This is a genomic window from Paenibacillus sp. JCM 10914 (genome assembly GCF_001315105.1).
Classification (GTDB): Bacteria; Bacillota; Bacilli; order Paenibacillales; family Paenibacillaceae; genus Paenibacillus_AQ.
In genome coordinates this window covers 37660-56344 of the sequence record NZ_BAZR01000035.1, presented here as the reverse complement: position 1 = coordinate 56344, position 18685 = coordinate 37660, and the positions used below count along the sequence as shown (strand labels likewise).

Sequence of the window (18685 nt, the reverse complement as noted above, 5' to 3'; positions counted from 1 at the left end):
GACGCGTGATTGGCTACTTTCGGCTCCTACAAGTACCCCATAGGGACTTGTGACGCGTGATTTGCTGCTTTTGGCTCCTACACAAGTACCTCTAAGGGACTTGTAGTGCTTGATTTGGCTGCTTTCCGCTCCCACAAGTACCCCAGAGGGACTTGTAGCGCGTGATTTGCTACTCTCCGCTCCCGCAAGTACTTCAGAGGGACTTGTGACACGTGATTTGCTGCTTTCGGCTCCCGCAAGTACCTCAGAAGGACTTGGGGCGCGAATTAGCTACCCTGAACTTGCGCCAGTCCAGCACCGCTCACAACCAGGCCTCACCTTACGCCCCGGCGGCGTGTACCTCGAACACCCCCGCGGCGCCCATGCCGCCGCCGATGCACATGCTCACGACGCCATAACCGCCACCACGGCGGGCCAGTTCCGAGACGAGGCTGACGGTCAGCTTCGCGCCCGTACAGCCGAGCGGATGGCCAAGGGCAATGGCTCCGCCATTGACGTTGACCTTGCTCTCGTCAATGCCCAAGGCATTGATGATGTGCAGACACTGCGAAGCGAACGCTTCGTTGATCTCGAACACATCCACTTGGTCCAGTTCAATCCCGGCCATGCGAAGCGCTTTGGGGATCGCTTCAACCGGTCCCACCCCCATAATCTCGGGCTCCACGCCTGCTAGCGCAAATGATTTGAACGTCGCCAGCGGGGCAAGGCCCAGCGCCTCCGCTTTCTCCCGGCTCATGACGGCTACGGCGGCGGCGCCATCGCTCGTCTGCGACGCATTGCCGGCGGTAACGGAACCGCCAAGGGCAAAGGCCGGTCTCAATTTAGCCAATACCTCCGCGGAGGTATCCGGACGCACCCCTTCGTCCGTCTCGACCGTGAAGCTCTTGCTGCGAACCTTGCCTTGTTCGTTCGCTGCGGCTACGTTAACATTCACGGGCACGATCTCGTCACGGAACTTGCCTTCCGCGATAGCAACTGCCGCCTTGCGATGACTGCTGGCCGCGAATACGTCCTGCGCTTCGCGGGTTATGCCGAAGCGGCGCGCCACCTCTTCCGCGGTGTGGCCCATGCCGATGTACACCTCAGACATCTCCTCAACGATCGTCGGATGCGGCGCCGGCTTAAAACCGGTCATCGGCACATGACTCATGCTCTCAACGCCACCAGCCACGATCACCTCGGCATGGCCCAACATGATGCGCTCTGCCGCAAAAGCAATCGCCTGCAAACCGGAGGAGCAGAAGCGATTAACGGTCAATGCGGGAACCGTTACCGGATACCCTGCATACAGGGAGATGATCCGTGCAACGTTGAGACCTTGCTCACCCTCCGGCATTGCACAACCGAGAATGATGTCCTCGACATCCTCTTTCTTCAGGCCCGGCGCACGCTCAATGACGGCTTCCAATACCGCCTTGCCAAGATCCTCTACGCGCGTCTGGGCGAAACTGCCTTTCTTCGCCTTCCCTACCGGAGTACGGGCAAGGGATACGATGACTGCTTCTCTCATTACCATTCACCTCATCAACTTGTAATTGGTTAGATCCATTATCGTATCGGGCAGCTGTCTAATTGCGCAGCGGCTTACCCTTCGCCAACATATGCTGCATGCGCTGCTGCGTCTTGACTTCGCCGAGCAGACTTAGGAACGCTTCGCGCTCCAGATCAAGCAGATGCTGCTCGCTCACGACCGTGCCCGCAGGCACATCGCCGCCAGCCAGGATATGCGCCAGCTTCTTCGCGATCAGCAGATCGTGATCGCTGATATAGCCGCTGCGCTTCATATCAATGGCGCCTAGCTGCATGACGGCGCTGCCGTCACGTCCAACCACGCGGGCTTTGCCAGGCTGTGGCGGTACATAACCGGCCCGATCCAGCTCCAGCACGGCCTGCTTCGCTTCATAGATACGGTAATCTTGATTCATGACGACCGTATCCCCGCCGCGGCCATACATGCGGACCGCTTCATGTCCGCTGGTCGACGTCTTCGCCATCGCTACCATCTCGAAAATCCTGTTCATTTCCGGTTGGAGGTCAATGTCAGCCCCAGGATGGCGGTTGCTGGTCATGAGTGCCAGCTCCTTACAGCCGCCACCGGCAGGAATCAGGCCCACACCGGTTTCCACGAGACCGAAATACGTCTCCGCCGAGAAGATGATCCGGTCCGCCGGTAGGCATGCTTCCACGCCGCCGCCAAGCGTCATGCGATGCGGAGCCGCTACCACGGGCTTCTCCAGCCCCTTCAGCTTCGTCATGCTGCCCTGGAACAGGCGGATGATATCATCCACCTCATCCCAGTCACCGCTCTGTGCTTCCATCAGCATGAGCATAAGGTTCGCGCCTACGCAGAAGTTGCGACCTTCATTGGCCAACACCAATCCACGGTAATTCGCCCGAACCTCTTCAACGCTCTGTTGAATCATGACGAGAATATCCGCACCGATCGCATTGTTCGGCGAAATGAACTCAAGACACGCTACTCCGTCACCAAGGTCAATCAGGTTCGCGCCCGTATTCGAGCGAATAATCCGGTTCTGCGACTTCAACGTCTGCAAGGAGATCTGCTCTGGCTGAGCCTCGATCCCCCGGTATTCCCCCTTGAAGTAATGGAACGCCTCACCATCCTTCTGCTCGTAGAAGGATTTATGACCCGCGGCAATCCAGTCCTTAACCCAAGCCGGTACGGTCAACCCTTCGGCTTCCATCCGCTGTACCGATTCCGGCAGACCGATCAAATCCCACGTCTCGAAGGGACCCAACTCCCAGTTGAAGCCCCATTTCATCGCATTGTCGATGTCTTGAATAGAATCGGCAATCTCCCCAAGCTTGTCGGCAGCATACACAAGCACTTGCTTAAGCACATTCCAGGCTAATTCGGAGTATCGGTCCTCCGTGCCGAGAAAGGCTTTGATCTTTCTTCTAGCACCCTTTACCGCTTTGGCTGCTTCGATGGAAGCTGCACTCACTTTGGCGCTCGGATTGTATTCCATCGTGGACAGATTGAGCGACAGGATTTTGCTGCCTTGTTCGCCTTTTACTTTTTTATAGAAGCCCTGGCCGCCTTTCTCTCCGGTCCAGCCGCGGGTAACAAGCTCATTCATGACTTCCGGTACCGTAAACACGTCCTTCTCGGCGCCGTCCGGTACGGAGTCATATACATTCCTCGCTACATGAACGAACGTGTCGATGCCCACCAAGTCCAGCGTACGGAAGGTTGCGCTCTTCGGGCGACCTAGCACCGGACCCGTCGCCGCATCCACCTCTTCCACGGTGTAGCTGTTCTTCACCATCTCTTGGAGCGTGACCAGCAGGCCGTAGGTGCCTATCCGGTTCGAGATGAAATTCGGCGTATCCTTGGCCAGCACCACGCCTTTGCCCAGGCGCTTCGTGCAGAATTCAACCATGAATTTCGTAATGTCCGGATCCGTATCAAAGCCCGGGATAATCTCCAGCAGTTTCATATGACGCGGCGGATTGAAGAAGTGGGTCCCCAGAAAGTGACTGCGGAACTCCTCGCTGCAATCCTCCACCATCGCATTCACGGAGATGCCGGAGGTGTTGGTACTAACGATCGTGCCTTGTTTGCGCACGCTCTCGATCTGTTTGAAGATGCTCTTCTTGATCTCCAGACGTTCCGTGACCACTTCGATGATCCAGTCCACGTCCTTCAACTGGTTCAGATGATCCTCGGTGTTCCCCGCCGTGATCCGACTTACAAAATCGGCGCTGTACAACGGAGCCGTACTCGATTTAGGCAGTGCGGCGATTGCCTTGGCCGCCAACCGGTTTCGCACCTTCGGATGATCAAGCGTCAAACCGGCTTTCTCTTCCTCAACCGTCAAGTCATTCGGAACGATGTCGAGCAGCAGGCACGGAATGCCGGCGTTGGCGAGATGGGCAGCGATCCCGGACCCCATGACACCGGAGCCGATAACGGCTGCTCTGGTTATGTTTCGACTGCTGACACCGGAACCACTAGCGACTTCTTTAGTAATCGTATTACTCATTGCACAACGACCTCCTGTTCATGGATTTCAGATAGACCGAATACGGATAACTCCAAAATTTCCGCGATATCTCGCGTTTTGACGCTCTCTTCCACTTCCTTCAGCTTCGTGCCATCCTCCAGCATCGTCAGGCAGAACGGACAAGCCGAACTGATCATCGTCGGCGATACGGCCAATGCCTGCTCCGTACGCGCCAGATTCACACGCTTGCCGGCGTCTTCTTCCATCCACATCTGACCACCGCCAGCACCGCAGCACATCCCGTTTTCCCGGCTGCGCTCCATCTCCATCAGCTCGACGCCAGGAATGGCGCGCAGTACATCACGCGGCTGATCATACACGTCGTTATACCGTCCGAGGTAGCAGGAGTCATGATACGTGATTTTCTCCCGAACCTGATACTGCGGTTTCAGACGTTCTTCTTTCACCAGCTGATCCAGCAGCTCCGTATGGTGAATCACGTCGGCCTTAAGACCAAACTCGGGATATTCGTTCTTAAAAATATTGAATGTATGCGGACAAGCTGTGACGATTCGCTTCACATCGTACTTCTGGAACGTCTCGATGTTCTCCATGCACAGCTGCTGGAACAGAAATTCATTGCCCATGCGGCGCGGCGTGTCGCCCGAGTTCTTCTCCTCGTTGCCAAGGATGGCGAAGTTCACGCCCGCTTCATTCATCAGCCGGACAAACGCTCGAGTGATCTTGCGGCTGCGATTATCGTAGGCGCCCATGGAACCGACGAAGAACAGCACGTCAAAGTCCGGATTTTCCTTTACCGTAGGAATCTTCAAGTCTAGCGTTCCTTCCGGATCGACGTCCTTCACCCACTTGCTGCGATCCGAGCGGCTTATCCCCCAAGGGTTACCCTGACGTTCGATGTTCTGCATCGCGCGCTGGCCTTCCTGAGGCACGCTGCCCTCCATCAATACGAGATGGCGGCGAAGATCGACGATTTTGTCGACATGCTCATTAGCGACCGGGCATTGGTCCTCACAATTGCGGCAGGTAGTGCATGCCCAGATCTCTTCTTCCGTCATCACGCCGCCAATCAATTGAATGTCTTTCGGATCTACCCCTTCAACCTGATGCCAAGATCGCTTCTGCACGTCCATCGTCGGACCAATGTCCGTAATGCCCTCGCCCTTCCAGCCGACAAGCGCTAAATCCGTGGCCGCCATCGAATGCACGCCAGGCGATCCGAATATCGAAGCTGGCATCCACGCTGACTTGGAAGTCAGAACGGCCCCTTTCTCTGTCAGATGATCCCTAAGCTTCACAATCATGTGCATCGGCGACAACAGCTTACCTGTAGTTGAGGCCGGACATACATTGGTGCACCTTCCGCATTCGACGCAAGCATAGAGATCCAGCATCTGCTTCTGCGTAAAGTCCTCAATCTTGCCTACCCCGAACGCCTCTGCCTCCTCGTCTTCCAGATCGAGCTTGCTGAGCTTGCCCGGAGTCGGTACGACGCACCAGAATGTTGATCGGAGCCGTAATCAGATGGAAATGCTTTGATTGCGGTACATAGATGAGGAACGACAGCAGAATGATCAGATGAAGCCACCAGAACACGTAGTAACACACGGTGACGGCTACGGCTGGCATCCATGCGAATACCGCCGCAATGCTCGATGAGATCGGCGCCATCCCGGACCACGCCAGCCCCTCCATCAGTCGTTCAAAAGCCATCGTCAGCAGCACCGAGGCCATCAGCGTCGTGATGAAAAACACGACAATACTAGGCTTCCACCCCCGCTTGAGCCGTTTCAACTTCTCGCCGTACCGGCGATAAGCCGCGTAGCCAATCGCCAGCAGGATCAGCGCCACCGTAATCTCCTGCATAAGGATGAAGCCGACATGCCCCGGAATCGGCAGACTATTTCCCGACAATCCCTTCCAGATAATGTCGAGCGCACCGAATTGCAGAATGATGAAACCATAAAAAACAATAAAGTGCATGATACCGCTCTTGCTGTCCTTAAACAGCTTGGTCTGTCCAAATACTTGAATAACAAATTGACTCAGGCGTTCTTTCAAGTCCTGCTTCAGATTCGCTGGCTTTCCCAGTCGAATATACAGGTAACGGCGATACACCACCGTGGCGAACATGTACACTGCCCAGCCGGTGATCCCGACAAAGAGAAGCGCGTTGATTAGTTGTGGAATCATCTCTTCTCAGCCCCTTGCGTTAGAATCATCTGCCCTGGTTCTGCTAATGGTGCAGCATTATCGAAAGCCTCTGCTCACTCCTTCCGAGTCCCGCTCGTCATTCGTCAAATGAACAGACCATATATGAAGCGCTTTCATGGCGAGTACAAAAATAGACCTTCACATCGTGCCTGCCGAACATTTAAACCGCGTAGCCGCATCTCTTCTACCTGTACACATCTGTACACTGAGTTTCCCGCTGCTTGCCACTTCCGGTTACAATTGCCGCATTGCTCTGATATGAACGTCTTATGGTCTGGTTGCTGGTCGCATTAAAGTTGGATTTTGAAATGATCATGAACCCATCGTTGACAATGACATGAACGTATTTTATGATGGATACAAGAAAATGAATGAGCATTCATTCATAATTTTATCTGTATTCTAACATCGGGGTGAACATATGACAAGTAAAAAAAATGAAAAATATCACCAAATTCTCCAAGGTGCCCTGCAGGTGTTCGCCGAGAACGGCTACCACAAATCCCAGGTTTCCAAGATCGCGAAGGCCGCCGGCGTCGCCGATGGCACGATCTATCTATACTTTAAGCGCAAAGAAGATATCCTGATCCGCCTGTTCCAGGAGAAACTCGGTGAACTGGTCGGTAAATTCCATGAAAGCGTAGAAGGAACATCCGATGCGGTAGAGGCGCTGCGCATGGTATGCAGCATTCATTACTCTGAGCTCGAGCGTAATCCCGAACTTGCCCATGTTACCCAGATCGAACTGAGACAAAGCGATCTAGAGTTGCGCAAGGAAATCGGCAATGCATTTAAGCCATATATTGTGCTCATTGAGAATATTCTGGAACAGGGTATCGAGCAGCAGCAGTTCCAGTCTGGCCTCAACGTCAAACTCGTGCGTAATCTCATCTTCGGGGCGATGGACGAAGCGGTGACCTCCTGGCTGATCTCTGGTCGCAAGTACTCTCTTTCCGACCAGACGGAGGAGACGCTCGGCTTTTTTCTGAACGGTGTGTCCAGCAGGTCCTAGGATTTGCTGATATTCATATAGCTTGATTATCTGACTTATCACTTGAAGGGAGAGTTGAACCGATGAAGATTGTAGTATTGCTCAAACAAACCTTCGACACGGAGGAGAAGATCGCGATTGAAAACGGATCGATTGCCGAGGATGGAGTCAAATTCGTTATCAATCCGTATGATGAGTATGCTGTAGAAGAGGCCGTGAAGCTGCGCGATGAGCAAGGCGGCAGCGTGACGCTCCTCTCCGTAGGGCCCGATCGGACCGCCGAAGCTCTAAGAACGGCACTCGCCATGGGGGCGGATGATGCTGTCCTCATCTCCGATGAACGCATCCCGGATGATGAGTGTGCCGTATCCAAGGTTCTCCACGCGTATCTATCCAAGGAAAGCCCGGATTTGATTCTGGGCGGCAATTTCTCGATCGACCGCGGCTCGGGTCAAGTAGCCATTCGATTGGCTCATCTGCTCGGCCTTTCCCATACCGGCTCCATTACCAAGCTGACGATCAACGGTACCACGGCCGAGGTTCACCGGGATGCCGAGGGCGATCTGGAAGTATTGGAAGTCCAGCTTCCGGCCATTTTTACCGCGCAACAAGGTTTGAACGAGCCTCGTTATCCGTCATTGCCGGGTATTATGAAGGCAAAGAAGAAGCCTTTCCAGACGTTGTCCTTGGACGATCTTGGGCTCTCGCCTGACGATATCCAGCCGGCAACTAAGCAAAATGAATTATCTTTGCCGCCGGAGCGGAGCGCTGGACGCATCCTGAAGGGTGAGCCTGCCGAAGTGGCGCAAGAGCTCGTATCGCTGCTTCGCACCCAATCGAAAGTAATCTAGAATATTTGGACACGAAATGTTCTTATTGAATACGTTTACATTGCAGTAAGATTGCGGTAAATAACCATATCCATGTACTTTGATTGTATGGTTCACGGATTGTCCTTCATGCACGCTTTTCACTTCATCATGCTGCTCAGACTGTTAGAAGTTAACGACGAAATCCTCTTCATCATTTCATATGGATCTTAGGAGGTTATGTTATGAGCAAAACGATATTGGTCTATGCTGAAAATCGCGACGGAAAGCTGCGGCAGGTTGCGCTCGAAACACTGAATGCTGCCCGAATCATTGCCAGCGAAGGTGACAGCGTCCATCTTCTGGTCGCAGGATCGAATATTACGGAAGCTGTATCCGTATTGAACGGGTATGGCGCGAACACCATTTATACCGTAGAACATGATGATCTGCAGAACTATAACCCCGAAGCCTATATGGCTGCGATTGATGCCGTCCTCCATAAGCTACAACCGGATGCCGTGCTCTTCGGCCATACGGCGGTCGGTCGTGATCTCGCCCCGTTGGTAGCAGCCTCGCTCCATGCCGGTCAAATATCAGACGTTACCTCCATCGATACCGATGACGGTGTGGCGGTGTTCACTCGTCCGCTCTATGCAGGCAAGGCGTTTGAGAAGCGCGTGTTCCAGAACGGACCGTGGGTCGTCACCATTCGTCCGAACAACATTCCGGCGGCTGAAGTCGTTGACGGTACAACTACCGATATTGAAGATATCGCTTACCCGGCCCCCTCTCTCCGCTCCGTGGTCAAAGACGTCGTCCGCAAAACCACGGGGAAAATTGACCTCTCGGAAGCGAAGATCGTGATCTCGGGCGGTCGCGGCGTGAAAAGTGCCGAAGGCTTTCAGCCGCTGGAGGAGCTTGCGGACCTGCTCGGAGGCGCCGTCGGCGCATCGCGGGGCGCATGTGATGCCGGCTACTGCGACTACGCGCTTCAGATCGGGCAGACAGGCAAAGTAGTGACGCCGGAAATCTATATCGCTTGCGGCATTAGCGGGGCGATTCAGCATTTGGCTGGTATGAGTCAATCCCGGGTCATCATTGCCATCAACAAAGATCCCGAGCTCCGATCTTCAAAGTCGCCGATTACGGCATTGTCGGTGATCTGTTCGATATCGTACCGCTGCTGACGCAGGAATTCCGCAAAGTGCTCGTCTCCTGACGGAAACTGTACTTTGAGAAAAAGACTACCCTTATGTCGATCGATGTAAGGGCAGTCTTGGTTCATTAAGATTTAAACCGCTTCAGCAGCTTCTGCTGATGTGCGGTAAACGCCTCTTCCAGCGAGATTTCGTAGAGATCTGCCAGCAATGCAATATTTCCGAGCACATCCCCGATCTCCTCCACTAACTCCTGCTTGAGCTGTTCTCTGGGCTGTGCCTCCTCATCCGGGCGGTCCCTGCCAATCTCATAGGCGCGAACGGCCCGTGCCGTCTCTCCTGTCTCCTCCATTAGAAATCCGACGCGGATGAAGGGGCCATAATTCGTCCAACCTCGCTCGCCATAAAACTGTTTGATCCATTGCTGCGCTTCATTCATATCCATGACTTCGACTACCTCCAGGATTTCTTGAGATCAACTATCAACTAACCACTTCTTTTTTACAATTTCCGCGACCAAATTCATGATAAAGCTAACATATGTGCCATAAAATAAGAGATACATTCTAACATAGGCAGATATATATCCAGCCGTTTTCATGACACGAATCACTATATATAGTATAATCATTCATATTGAATATCAATATATGGTTAAGGGGTGTGTTGATTGAAATCTATATGTGTTTTTGCAGGGTCCAACATGGGGGAACATCCGGATTATCAGGCCAAGGCAGCCGAACTCGGGCACCATATCGCCCGTAATCAATACAAACTTGTATACGGGGGTTCAAGAATCGGGTTAATGGGGGAAGTGGCGAATGCCGTATTGCAGAATGGCGGCGAGGTCATTGGGGTGATGCCGCGAGGATTATTTAAGGGTGAAATCGTTCATACCGCGCTTACTCAATTCATCGAAGTAGCCGACATGCATGAACGGAAAGCCACGATGAGTCGGCTTGCCGATGGCTTTATTGCCCTGCCAGGCGGATTTGGCACCTATGAGGAATTGTTCGAGGTGCTATGCTGGTCGCAGATCGGGATTCACCAGAAGCCGATTGGTCTGCTAAGCATTCGCCAATATTTCGATCCGTTTATGCAGTTGGTGCAGCATAGCATGACGGAGGGCTTCTCGAATGCGTCGCACTTGAACCTGATCAATCTGTCCGAGGATCCACTGACATTATTAGAAGTGATGGACAGTTATACGCCACCAACACTGGACATGAAGTGGAAAGACCTGGATTGACTTCGACGACACATATTAAAAAGAGAGAAGTGGCGGATTTTCACCCGCATACTTCCCTCTTGAACTGATTTATATGTTCTTACGGATGCTCAGCAGCGAATTGCCGTTTCGCATAAACTCATAAGGCACCTTGTTCTCCGTCACCCGCAGACCTTCCGCTTCCAGCTCGTGAATCAAGCGATCCAAATGGTCGTAACGTGATCCCGTTAAATCGGTTAATGGAAAGATGCGAATCTCCTCCGAGGCTACCCGCAACAGTTCCTTTATTGTCTGCTTGTGAAAGTCATAATCCAATCGGTCACTGTACATAAACAGAAAATGAGCGGACAGCACCAAATGAAACTGTTCGTCTTCAAAAGGCAGCTCCGGCAGAACCGCAGCGACGTAGCGCTCCGGAGACTCCCGCATATCCCGCACACAATCCTGGAGGGCTTGATGGCGATGCCGGCTAAGCCCGTCGACATTCCCGTAATCATCCCACACATAATTGCCCTTCGCCTGTTCCATCGTTTCCATCGCATGCCCGATATCTTGCAGCCCCTTGTGCTCCAGGTCATCGATCTTGTGATCATAGGTTATGTCACTTGCGATAATATCGAGCCCTAACCTCGAACCGTGAGCGGTGAACGAACATGCTCCCGCTGGGCAATCCAATATCTTTTTGCCAACGAGTTCCGGTAATTGCAGATCAAACATCCGCATATATTCCTGATACGTACGTCCAATGAACACCACCCGGTCCAACTCTTGCTTGGTCTTGCCAACTCTCTCCTCAGCTCTACTCATCTCGCCTCACCTCAGCTATAGATTTGGGCACGGATCACCCGTTCCTCCATATTAACATATGACGTTGAAAGGCCTATTATTTCGAGGATGCCATCTCGCGGCTGATCACCTTCCTCACCTTCTCCAAATCATTCGTTACGCTTAGGATTTCAGCTTGATTGGTCAGCACGAATACCGGGAATTGGCTCAGTCCAAGATCCTTCGCCCACTCTCGATTATCCCCTGACCCTACATCATGCAGATGGTTATGGATGGACTCTGCGTTCAGTCGGAAGTTATCATCCTCATCGCTCCACCACAGCACATGGGCTTTACCATGCGACATAGACGCATCTTCGTAAAAATAATGAAGGTGAATACCCGGCTCTTTCCCCTCGAAGAGCTGCTCCACCGCAGCCTGATCCGGCTCCCGCGAACAGCCCAGAACGAACACCAGCAGAATCAGTATAAACAAGCGGTATCTCGCCACATTTCGCACCACCCTGGTATCGTTGTTCTCCAGATATACATTATCATGAATTTACCAAAATTTATATTTCGATCCGATCCATCCCCATGGCTAAATAACTAAGTCTTGACACATGTCATATTATGGAACTACGATTTGTTAAGGCTGCTAACTTGCACAGATATACACCTCTTGTAAAAAGGCCTGCCACTATACTTATGGAAAGTGGGCGTATCCATGCAAATTCAATTACATAAGCACCCCCGGACCAGGCCGTCCTATGGGCTTGCGTTCTGGATGATACTTGCCGTCATTACGGTCATATCGATCATATTATGGGCTGAAAAACCACCTGCTCCTAAAGGAATTGAAGCAGATCCAACCGAATTCTCCGCTGAGCGGGCGATGGAACATGTAAAGCAGATCGCGCAAGAGCCGCATCCTATGGGGTCGCCGGCTCATGAAGCGGTCAGATCGTATCTGGTGGAGCAGATGGAACTACTCGGGTTAAATCCGGATGTCCAGCCATTCAGCGGCTGGCTTCAGACGACCTATGTCGATGCGAACGTTGAGCTAACGAATTTGCTCGGGGTTATTAAGGGTTCGGGTGGCGGCAAGCCGCTTCTGCTCATGTCGCATTATGATTCCGTGGCCGAAGGTCCTGGTGCGAACGATGCTTCGGTTAGCGTGGCATCCTTACTGGAAACCGCCAGAGCGATCAAGGCGGGGCCCCAGCCGTTGAATGATATTTGGATTCTATTCACGGATGGAGAAGAGCGCGGGCTGCTGGGGGCTGAGGTATTCTTCCGCGACGTCAAGCATCAGGAGGTAGGTCTGGTCGCCAATTTTGAGGCAAGAGGATCTAAAGGCTCCTCCTTCATGTTCCAGACAAGCAAAGATAATAGTAGGCTGATCAAGGAATTTGCCACAGCGGTATCCAGCCCGGTCAGCAATTCATTGCTGGGCGATCTTTATCAGCTTCTTCCGAACGATACCGACCTGACCGTAGCGCTTGAGCATAACCTTCCTGGCCTGAACTTTGCCTACGGGGACGGCTGGGAAGTCTACCATACCCCAATGGATAACGTCGACAACGTCTCTTTAGAAACGATGCAGCATCAGGGGGGCAATGCGCTCGCGGTGGCACAGCATTTTGGCAATATGGATCTGGAAGAGCTCGGGGCATCCGGCAACCGTATTTATTTCAACCTGTTCGGGTTGTTATTGCATTATCCCGCAAGCTTTGCTGTTCCGACCACGATATTGATAACAGCTTTATGGCTGATCGTTGCCGGGTTCTATTACCGATTCTCCCTGATACGCGTGAAAGGTATGGTCATCAGTTTTATGATCGGACTGCTCTCGTCTGTCTTGTCGGCTGCACTGTCCCTCGGATTGTGGAAGCTGATCTATACGCTATGGGCGAAGGAAATGACGCAATATTCCGGTGCTACATACGACTTTTTGTTATACAGTACGAGTTTCTTACTGTTAACGGTAATCATCCATGTTGCTTTGACGCGCTGGATCTTGCCAGTAGCAAATGAAAGCGAGACGATGCTGGGCGGATCATTCTGGTTCCTGCTGCTGCTCGGAGCTTCGACCTGGCTCCTCCCGGGTGCCAGCTATCTATTGGCTATCCCGCTGGTCGTACAGATCGTGATCATGGCATGGGCAGCCTGGACGCGCGATCCGCAGGAATCATTGAACCATCCTGTGGCGGTGCTGCTGACAACGATCGTCCCGGTGCTGCTGTTCGCTTCGATCTTTCATATTCTGTTCCTCATGCTGCCACTGGATATTCAGCTGTTCAGCGTGGTTCTTGCTGCTCTGCTGCTGGCGTACGCTTCTCCATTCGTTCGAGCCATGGCACATTCTTGGAAGTGGGTTCTGCCTGCAGCTTTCGTCGCGATCATCGTCCTGCTTAGCATAGGATGGATTCAAGCTGAACCGGGTCCTGAACGGCCTGTCTATGAAAGAAGAGTTTGATCCAGCTATTTCAAAACATGCTGCCAATGCGACGGCAGTTCATGCGTTTCCAAATGCTTGAAATCCAGCAGCTTGGCTGTTCCATTCGCCATATCGGGAGCAATCTCAAACTCTAGTCTATCCTTCCCGACCGTAAGATGTGGACCGACGACCGGGTAGACCTCAATCGTGATCCGGAATTGAAAGCCGCGAAAGCCATTCACTCGCTCGAGATGGGTAACATCGATATAATAAGGATATACGATAGGCGGTTCCTTCAAGGTGCTGGCATACTGCGCTCCAACTGCCTTATCGATCTGGGGCAGGAGTAATAACATGACGATATCGTGGTATTGCAAGGCCTCGCTATCCGACTGAGGCATGACATGAGTCGCAGCTTTGGGTGACGGCAGCGGCGCAGCCGCCGCAACCGCGATCGCCAGTATCCATCCGATGAAGCGATTACTCACAAGCTGTACACCTCCATTACTTGCTGCTCTCTATTTTTCCCAGATAGGGGCATTTAATGTAGGTTAAGTATTCATATCATCTAGCCGATATATAGAACATTCGCTTGAAATCGTATATTCTTTCCTCATCTATGATCGTATACGAGCCCATTCAACGGGGAGGATATAAATCACCATGACAAAAAGGATATTCATCATGACTTCAACTTTTATCGCATTATTGATTATCATCGTCGTTGCGGCCAGCTTCTACTTCTACAATGTCGCGATTGCACGGGCGGATAAGGATTTCCTCAGCGGCAACCCGGATCTAGAGGCCAACTCCGATATCGAGAATCCGTTCGCGGACAGTAAGGAGTGGTGGGCGCAGCAGAGCTTTCAGGACTGGAGCTTGGATTCGGGCGACGGCCTGAAACTGCATGCCTATTATTTGCCCGCAAAGACCGACTCAACCAAAACGGTGATTCTCGCACATGGCTATTCCGGTCATTCCAGGCAGATGAGTAGTCTGGCACAAATGTATCACGAAGAGCTGGGTTATCATGTACTACTGCCGGACGCACGCGGCCACGGACGCAGTGAAGGCGATTATATCGGCTTTGGTTGGCCCGAACGGCTCGATTATATACAGTGGATTAACCGGGTAATTGAACAAGTCGGCTCCGATGCTCAAGTCGTGCTGCACGGCGTCTCCATGGGCGGTGCCACCGTCATGATGACCAGCGGCGAGGAGTTGCCTTCCCAAGTGAAAGCGATCGTTGAGGACTGCGGGTATACCTCGGTCAAGGAAGAGCTGACATACCAATTGAAACGGATGTATAAACTGCCCTCCTTCCCACTGGTCCAATCCACGAGCCTGTTGACCAAGATCCGTGCTGGTTATTCATTTAATGAGGCGTCGGCCTTGGAGCAGGTTAAGAAGTCCACGACCCCGACCCTCTTCATTCACGGCGGCGGCGATCTGTTCGTTCCCACAGAGATGGTGTACGAGCTGTATGAGCATGGACCCGAAGAGAAGAAGTTGTTCGTTGTACCTGAGGCCGGACACGGTATGGCCCGGCAATTCGATCCCGAAGGGTATGACCGGGAAGTAGCGGAATTCATCGGCACTTATGTGCAATAACAAAGAAGAGCAGCCCGGGATACTGGGCTGCTCTTTGGCGGGTCTGTTATACTATTTCTAAGTAAAAGAGTTATAAATGGAGGTGCGAGTTTATTGGTAGCAACGCTGTATACCCACGGTAGACTCTTTCAACAGTCACCAGGATCACCCGGTATCGATTCGATATACGTTGAGGACGGAAAAATCAAAGCGATCGGCTCGGCAGCCGAACTGCGGCTTCAGCTCACCGGCAAAAGTTATAACACTGTCGATTGGGACGGCGCCTATGTACTGCCTGGCCTTGTCGATGCCCACATGCATTTGGGGCTGCATGGCCTCAAGCTGAGCATGCTGGACTTCACGAACGCCTCTTCCAAAGAGGAAATGCTGCATATGGTCCGCGAGCGCGCGGCCCTCACACCGCCCGGTGAATGGATTCTGGGTCTGAACTGGAATGAGAATCATTTCGAGGCCGGTCAGACACCCCATCGAGATGAGCTCGATGCAGTAACCGACCAGCATCCTGTCTATTTGACCCGGACCTGCTTCCATGCCTTTCTTGCCAACTCCGAGGCTTTTCGCAGAGCTGGCGTAGCCGAGGATATCCCTGATACCCCTTCAGGCAGCTTTGGACGAGATGCGGATGGGCGGCTGAACGGATGGATTTACGAGAATGCCTCCATGCCTTTCACTAACGCCCAACCCCAGCCGGAGCCGAATCAATTGAAGGCAGCGATCGAGAGCGCCGCGCGTGATGCGCTCCGGCTCGGCCTTACGGCTGCCCATACCGAGGATCTGCGACTTCTGGGCAGTGTAGAAGCGATGCTGCGCATCCAACAGGAGTTGCGAGAAGAAGGGTTGAGTTTCCGTACACACCAGCTCATGTTCCATGGTTTCATGGATGAGATTCGGGAGCTTGGCATGCAAGTGGGCAGCGGCAGCGACTGGTACCGAATCGGAGCGATCAAGCTGTTTGCCGACGGTGCAGTGGGAGGCCGGACCGCGTTCTTGCAGGAACCCTATTCCGACCATCCCGGCACGCGCGGCCTTGCAATGCACACGCCTGCGGAACTGCAGGCTATCGTGGGACAAGTCAGGGAACTCGGTTATCCCGTGGCGTTCCATGCCATTGGAGACGGTGCGGCGGAGATGATGGCAGATGCCCTGGGACTACATCCGCTGAGCCTCGATTTCCAATTCCCGGACCGGTTCATTCACGCTCAGATCGTGCAGCCGCAGACCGTGCAGCGGATGATGCGGATGAATCTGGCCGTCGATATTCAGCCCCGGTTCGTCCCCAGTGATTTCCCCTGGGTACAAGATCGAGTGGGTCCTGATCGGACAAGCTATTTATACGCATGGAAGAAATGGCTGCAAACCGGGCTGGCTTGTGCGGGAGGCAGCGATGCTCCTATCGAGCCGCTGAATCCGTTCCTCGGCATTCATGCCGCAGTCACAAGACGTAAGCCAGGTGAGCATCACGACGGCTATTTGCCGGAAGAGAAGCTTAGCGTGAGTGAAGCGGTAGGGTTGTTCACGAGTGGCGCTGCCCAGGCTGCCGGGGAGGCCGATGTCCGAGGTACGCTAGCGGTTGGAAAGTTCGCGGACTTCACCGTTGTCGATCGTCATCTGCACGATCGGATGGACCCCGAGGAGCTGCTGCAGGTGAAAGCCGTTATGACCGTGGTCAACGGACAGATCGGTTATCGGGAGTAGCGCAGGCATTACAAAAAGCACGGCATCCGCTTAGCTGGATGCCGTGCTTTTTAACATATCTTTATGATTGACCCTCTTGCAGCAGTTCCTCGATCATGCGCTTGCCGTCCAGGTGCTCGGAATCCAGTTCCACCGATCGTTGGTAATGCTTGAGCGCGAGTTCGCGCTCCCCCGCGAGCCGATACATCTCGCCCAGGCTATCGTGAAGATTCGAGGATTCGGGGAATAGCTGTACCGATAACTGCAGCACCCGGATGCCTTCTTGCAGCGACCCTCTTCCCATTAACGTGTAGGCACCGGCGTTGAATTCACCTTCAAGTACGAGGAAACGCTCAGGACATGACTGCTGAATCTCTGCATATTCCTGAATCGCCGCATCCACACCGGCAGCTAACGTTACTTGCGATAGATGGTGGGCCAGGGATCTCCGAATATAAGGCACTTCATCCCCAAACAGCACATCCAGGATCGCCTCGCAGAGCACTTTATTGCCGATATAGTCCGCATTCATCATAACGATTATAGCGATTCCTTCATCCGGAAGCAGCCAAAAGTTACTCCGAAACCCGGTATCTCGCCCCATATGAGACATGACACGACGGCCTTTATACTCGCCTATGAACCATCCAAGCCCCATGTCGTTCAACATGTCGCCGTAGCCCGTCACAGCGTGTTTGGACCACATCTGTTCATAGCTGGTCATGTCGATGAATCCGGCGGCATCATCATTCGCGCTCGCTCCCCTGCATTTGTGTAAATGACTCAGCGCGTATCGGCACATATCTACGGCATTGGAATACAAGGTGGAACTCGGACCGTGTGCACGGTGATAAGGAATATAGGACTGTACTCCGCCCCGTAACCCCCTTGCATCCCGAGTACATGCGGCATAGCCATGGAATCACGAGCTACTTCTTCTTTCAAAAACGTGCTGTTCCGCATAGCCGCTGGCTCCAGCATGTTCTTTTTCATATAGAGCTCGAATGAGTGGCCCGTGACCTTGGCAATCACGTCGCCTAAGATCTCGTAGCCAATGTTGCTGTAAGCGAACGATTGCCCCGGCTCTCCTTGCATGTGATAATCCTTCAGGCTTCGTACGTACCGTTCCAGGCTTCCCTCGTCATATTCCGGCTGCTCCCAGCAAAAATCATTCTCATCCGGCAATCCTGAGGTGTGGCTGAGAAGCTGACGAATCGTCAAACTGCGGTAAGTATCATCCCCGGCCATCTCGAAATATGGCACATAATCGGTGACGAGACCTTCTAACTGAATGAGGCCATCTTCGGCAAGCTGCATGATGGCGGTAGCTACCAGCGTTTTGGAGATCGAAGCCATATGAAACCGCGTGTGCTCGGTTACGGGCTCCTCGCTACGTATATCTGTAACCCCAAACCCTCGGGCATAAAGCATCTGCTGATCATACACCACACTGACAGCCATGCCAGGCAAAGGTTCTTGCTGCATAAAAGAAGATAAGATTCGGTCCAATCGTTCTATCATCCGTTGTCTATCGCTCATGATATCCTCCCACAAATTGTAATATGAAATTGTCAAACAGCATGGGGTAATATATCAAAGCGTTTATACCAACGGTTTCACGTCCATTTCATACAAGATATCTACTATCATATCGGATTTCGCAAGCGAAGTAACAGATAATGTATAGTTATAACCATTCTATTCAGGATGGATTAATGCCTTCAGCGTGACAGCCGTGTCAGGGGTGCACGTGTACAGCACCACTTTATGGTCGATATGAGCCGGAACTTGAAGGGTAGTATGG

At 52.8% G+C, this 18685-nt stretch carries 14 protein-coding genes and 2 pseudogenes; 7 read left to right on the top strand and 9 right to left on the bottom strand.

Annotated elements, in window-relative coordinates; all coding sequences use genetic code 11:
- Window positions 1–319 precede the first annotated feature (319 nt).
- The 3 genes and pseudogenes from JCM10914_RS24735 to JCM10914_RS24725 all read right to left on the bottom strand — a co-directional run bounded on the left by JCM10914_RS24735 (window position 320) and on the right by JCM10914_RS24725 (window position 6182).
- Window positions 320–1510, bottom strand: a complete 1191-nt coding sequence (locus JCM10914_RS24735) for an acetyl-CoA C-acyltransferase (RefSeq protein ID WP_023966028.1) — start codon at window positions 1508–1510, stop codon at window positions 320–322.
- A 58-nt stretch (window positions 1511–1568) separates the two neighbouring features.
- Entirely contained in the window at window positions 1569–4007 is a 2439-nt protein-coding gene (locus tag JCM10914_RS24730) for a 3-hydroxyacyl-CoA dehydrogenase/enoyl-CoA hydratase family protein (protein ID WP_023966026.1), read from the bottom strand.
- Window positions 4004–6182: pseudogene (locus JCM10914_RS24725) on the bottom strand ((Fe-S)-binding protein). The gene JCM10914_RS24730 and the pseudogene JCM10914_RS24725 overlap by 4 nt, the downstream one beginning before the upstream one ends.
- Window positions 6183–6624: 442 nt before the next feature.
- Between JCM10914_RS24725 and JCM10914_RS24720 the strand changes: the two are divergent.
- From JCM10914_RS24720 to JCM10914_RS24710, 3 genes and pseudogenes are all read left to right on the top strand, one after another.
- Window positions 6625–7215: a TetR/AcrR family transcriptional regulator gene (locus JCM10914_RS24720; protein ID WP_023966021.1), complete on the top strand. Its 591-nt coding sequence runs from the start codon at window positions 6625–6627 to the stop codon at window positions 7213–7215.
- A 62-nt stretch (window positions 7216–7277) separates the two neighbouring features.
- Window positions 7278–8045, top strand: a complete 768-nt coding sequence (locus JCM10914_RS24715; RefSeq protein ID WP_023966019.1) for an electron transfer flavoprotein subunit beta/FixA family protein — start codon at window positions 7278–7280, stop codon at window positions 8043–8045.
- A 203-nt stretch (window positions 8046–8248) separates the two neighbouring features.
- A pseudogene (locus JCM10914_RS24710) lies at window positions 8249–9225 on the top strand (electron transfer flavoprotein subunit alpha/FixB family protein).
- Window positions 9226–9290: 65 nt separating this feature from the next.
- Here the strand turns inward: JCM10914_RS24710 and JCM10914_RS24705 are convergent.
- Window positions 9291–9608, bottom strand: coding sequence for a MazG nucleotide pyrophosphohydrolase domain-containing protein (locus JCM10914_RS24705; protein WP_023966014.1), 318 nt, complete (start codon window positions 9606–9608; stop codon window positions 9291–9293).
- Window positions 9609–9833: 225 nt separating this feature from the next.
- On the opposite strand from JCM10914_RS24705, the gene JCM10914_RS24700 reads away from it, so the two are divergent.
- Window positions 9834–10412: a TIGR00730 family Rossman fold protein gene (locus tag JCM10914_RS24700; protein WP_036720003.1), complete on the top strand. Its 579-nt coding sequence runs from the start codon at window positions 9834–9836 to the stop codon at window positions 10410–10412.
- Window positions 10413–10481: 69 nt separating this feature from the next.
- Here JCM10914_RS24700 and JCM10914_RS24695 read toward each other — a convergent pair whose 3' ends face one another.
- Window positions 10482–11198, bottom strand: a complete 717-nt coding sequence (locus JCM10914_RS24695; protein WP_023966010.1) for a hypothetical protein — start codon at window positions 11196–11198, stop codon at window positions 10482–10484.
- Window positions 11199–11274: 76 nt separating this feature from the next.
- Window positions 11275–11667, bottom strand: coding sequence for a hypothetical protein (locus JCM10914_RS24690; protein WP_023966008.1), 393 nt, complete (start codon window positions 11665–11667; stop codon window positions 11275–11277).
- 216 nt (window positions 11668–11883) lie between these two features.
- Here JCM10914_RS24690 and JCM10914_RS24685 point away from each other — a divergent pair, with 216 nt between their 5' ends.
- A complete protein-coding gene (locus JCM10914_RS24685; protein WP_036720001.1) occupies window positions 11884–13635 on the top strand; it encodes a M28 family peptidase in 1752 nt (583 codons plus the stop codon).
- 5 nt (window positions 13636–13640) lie between these two features.
- Here JCM10914_RS24685 and JCM10914_RS24680 read toward each other — a convergent pair whose 3' ends face one another.
- Entirely contained in the window at window positions 13641–14084 is a 444-nt protein-coding gene (locus JCM10914_RS24680) for a DUF3888 domain-containing protein (protein ID WP_023966004.1), read from the bottom strand.
- A 175-nt stretch (window positions 14085–14259) separates the two neighbouring features.
- Between JCM10914_RS24680 and JCM10914_RS24675 the strand changes: the two genes are divergently transcribed.
- Both JCM10914_RS24675 and JCM10914_RS24670 read left to right on the top strand, forming a co-directional pair.
- Window positions 14260–15207, top strand: a complete 948-nt coding sequence (locus JCM10914_RS24675) for an alpha/beta hydrolase (RefSeq protein WP_023966002.1) — start codon at window positions 14260–14262, stop codon at window positions 15205–15207.
- A gap of 93 nt (window positions 15208–15300) precedes the next feature.
- Window positions 15301–16902, top strand: a complete 1602-nt coding sequence (locus JCM10914_RS24670; RefSeq protein WP_023966000.1) for an amidohydrolase — start codon at window positions 15301–15303, stop codon at window positions 16900–16902.
- Between the two features lie 61 nt (window positions 16903–16963).
- Here JCM10914_RS24670 and JCM10914_RS31540 read toward each other — a convergent pair whose 3' ends face one another.
- Both JCM10914_RS31540 and JCM10914_RS31535 read right to left on the bottom strand, forming a co-directional pair.
- Entirely contained in the window at window positions 16964–17740 is a 777-nt protein-coding gene (locus tag JCM10914_RS31540; RefSeq protein WP_081739890.1) for a serine hydrolase, read from the bottom strand.
- A complete protein-coding gene (locus JCM10914_RS31535; RefSeq protein ID WP_023965996.1) occupies window positions 17686–18420 on the bottom strand; it encodes a serine hydrolase in 735 nt (244 codons plus the stop codon). Before JCM10914_RS31535 ends, JCM10914_RS31540 begins: the two co-directional genes overlap by 55 nt.
- Window positions 18421–18685: the final 265 nt, after the last annotated feature.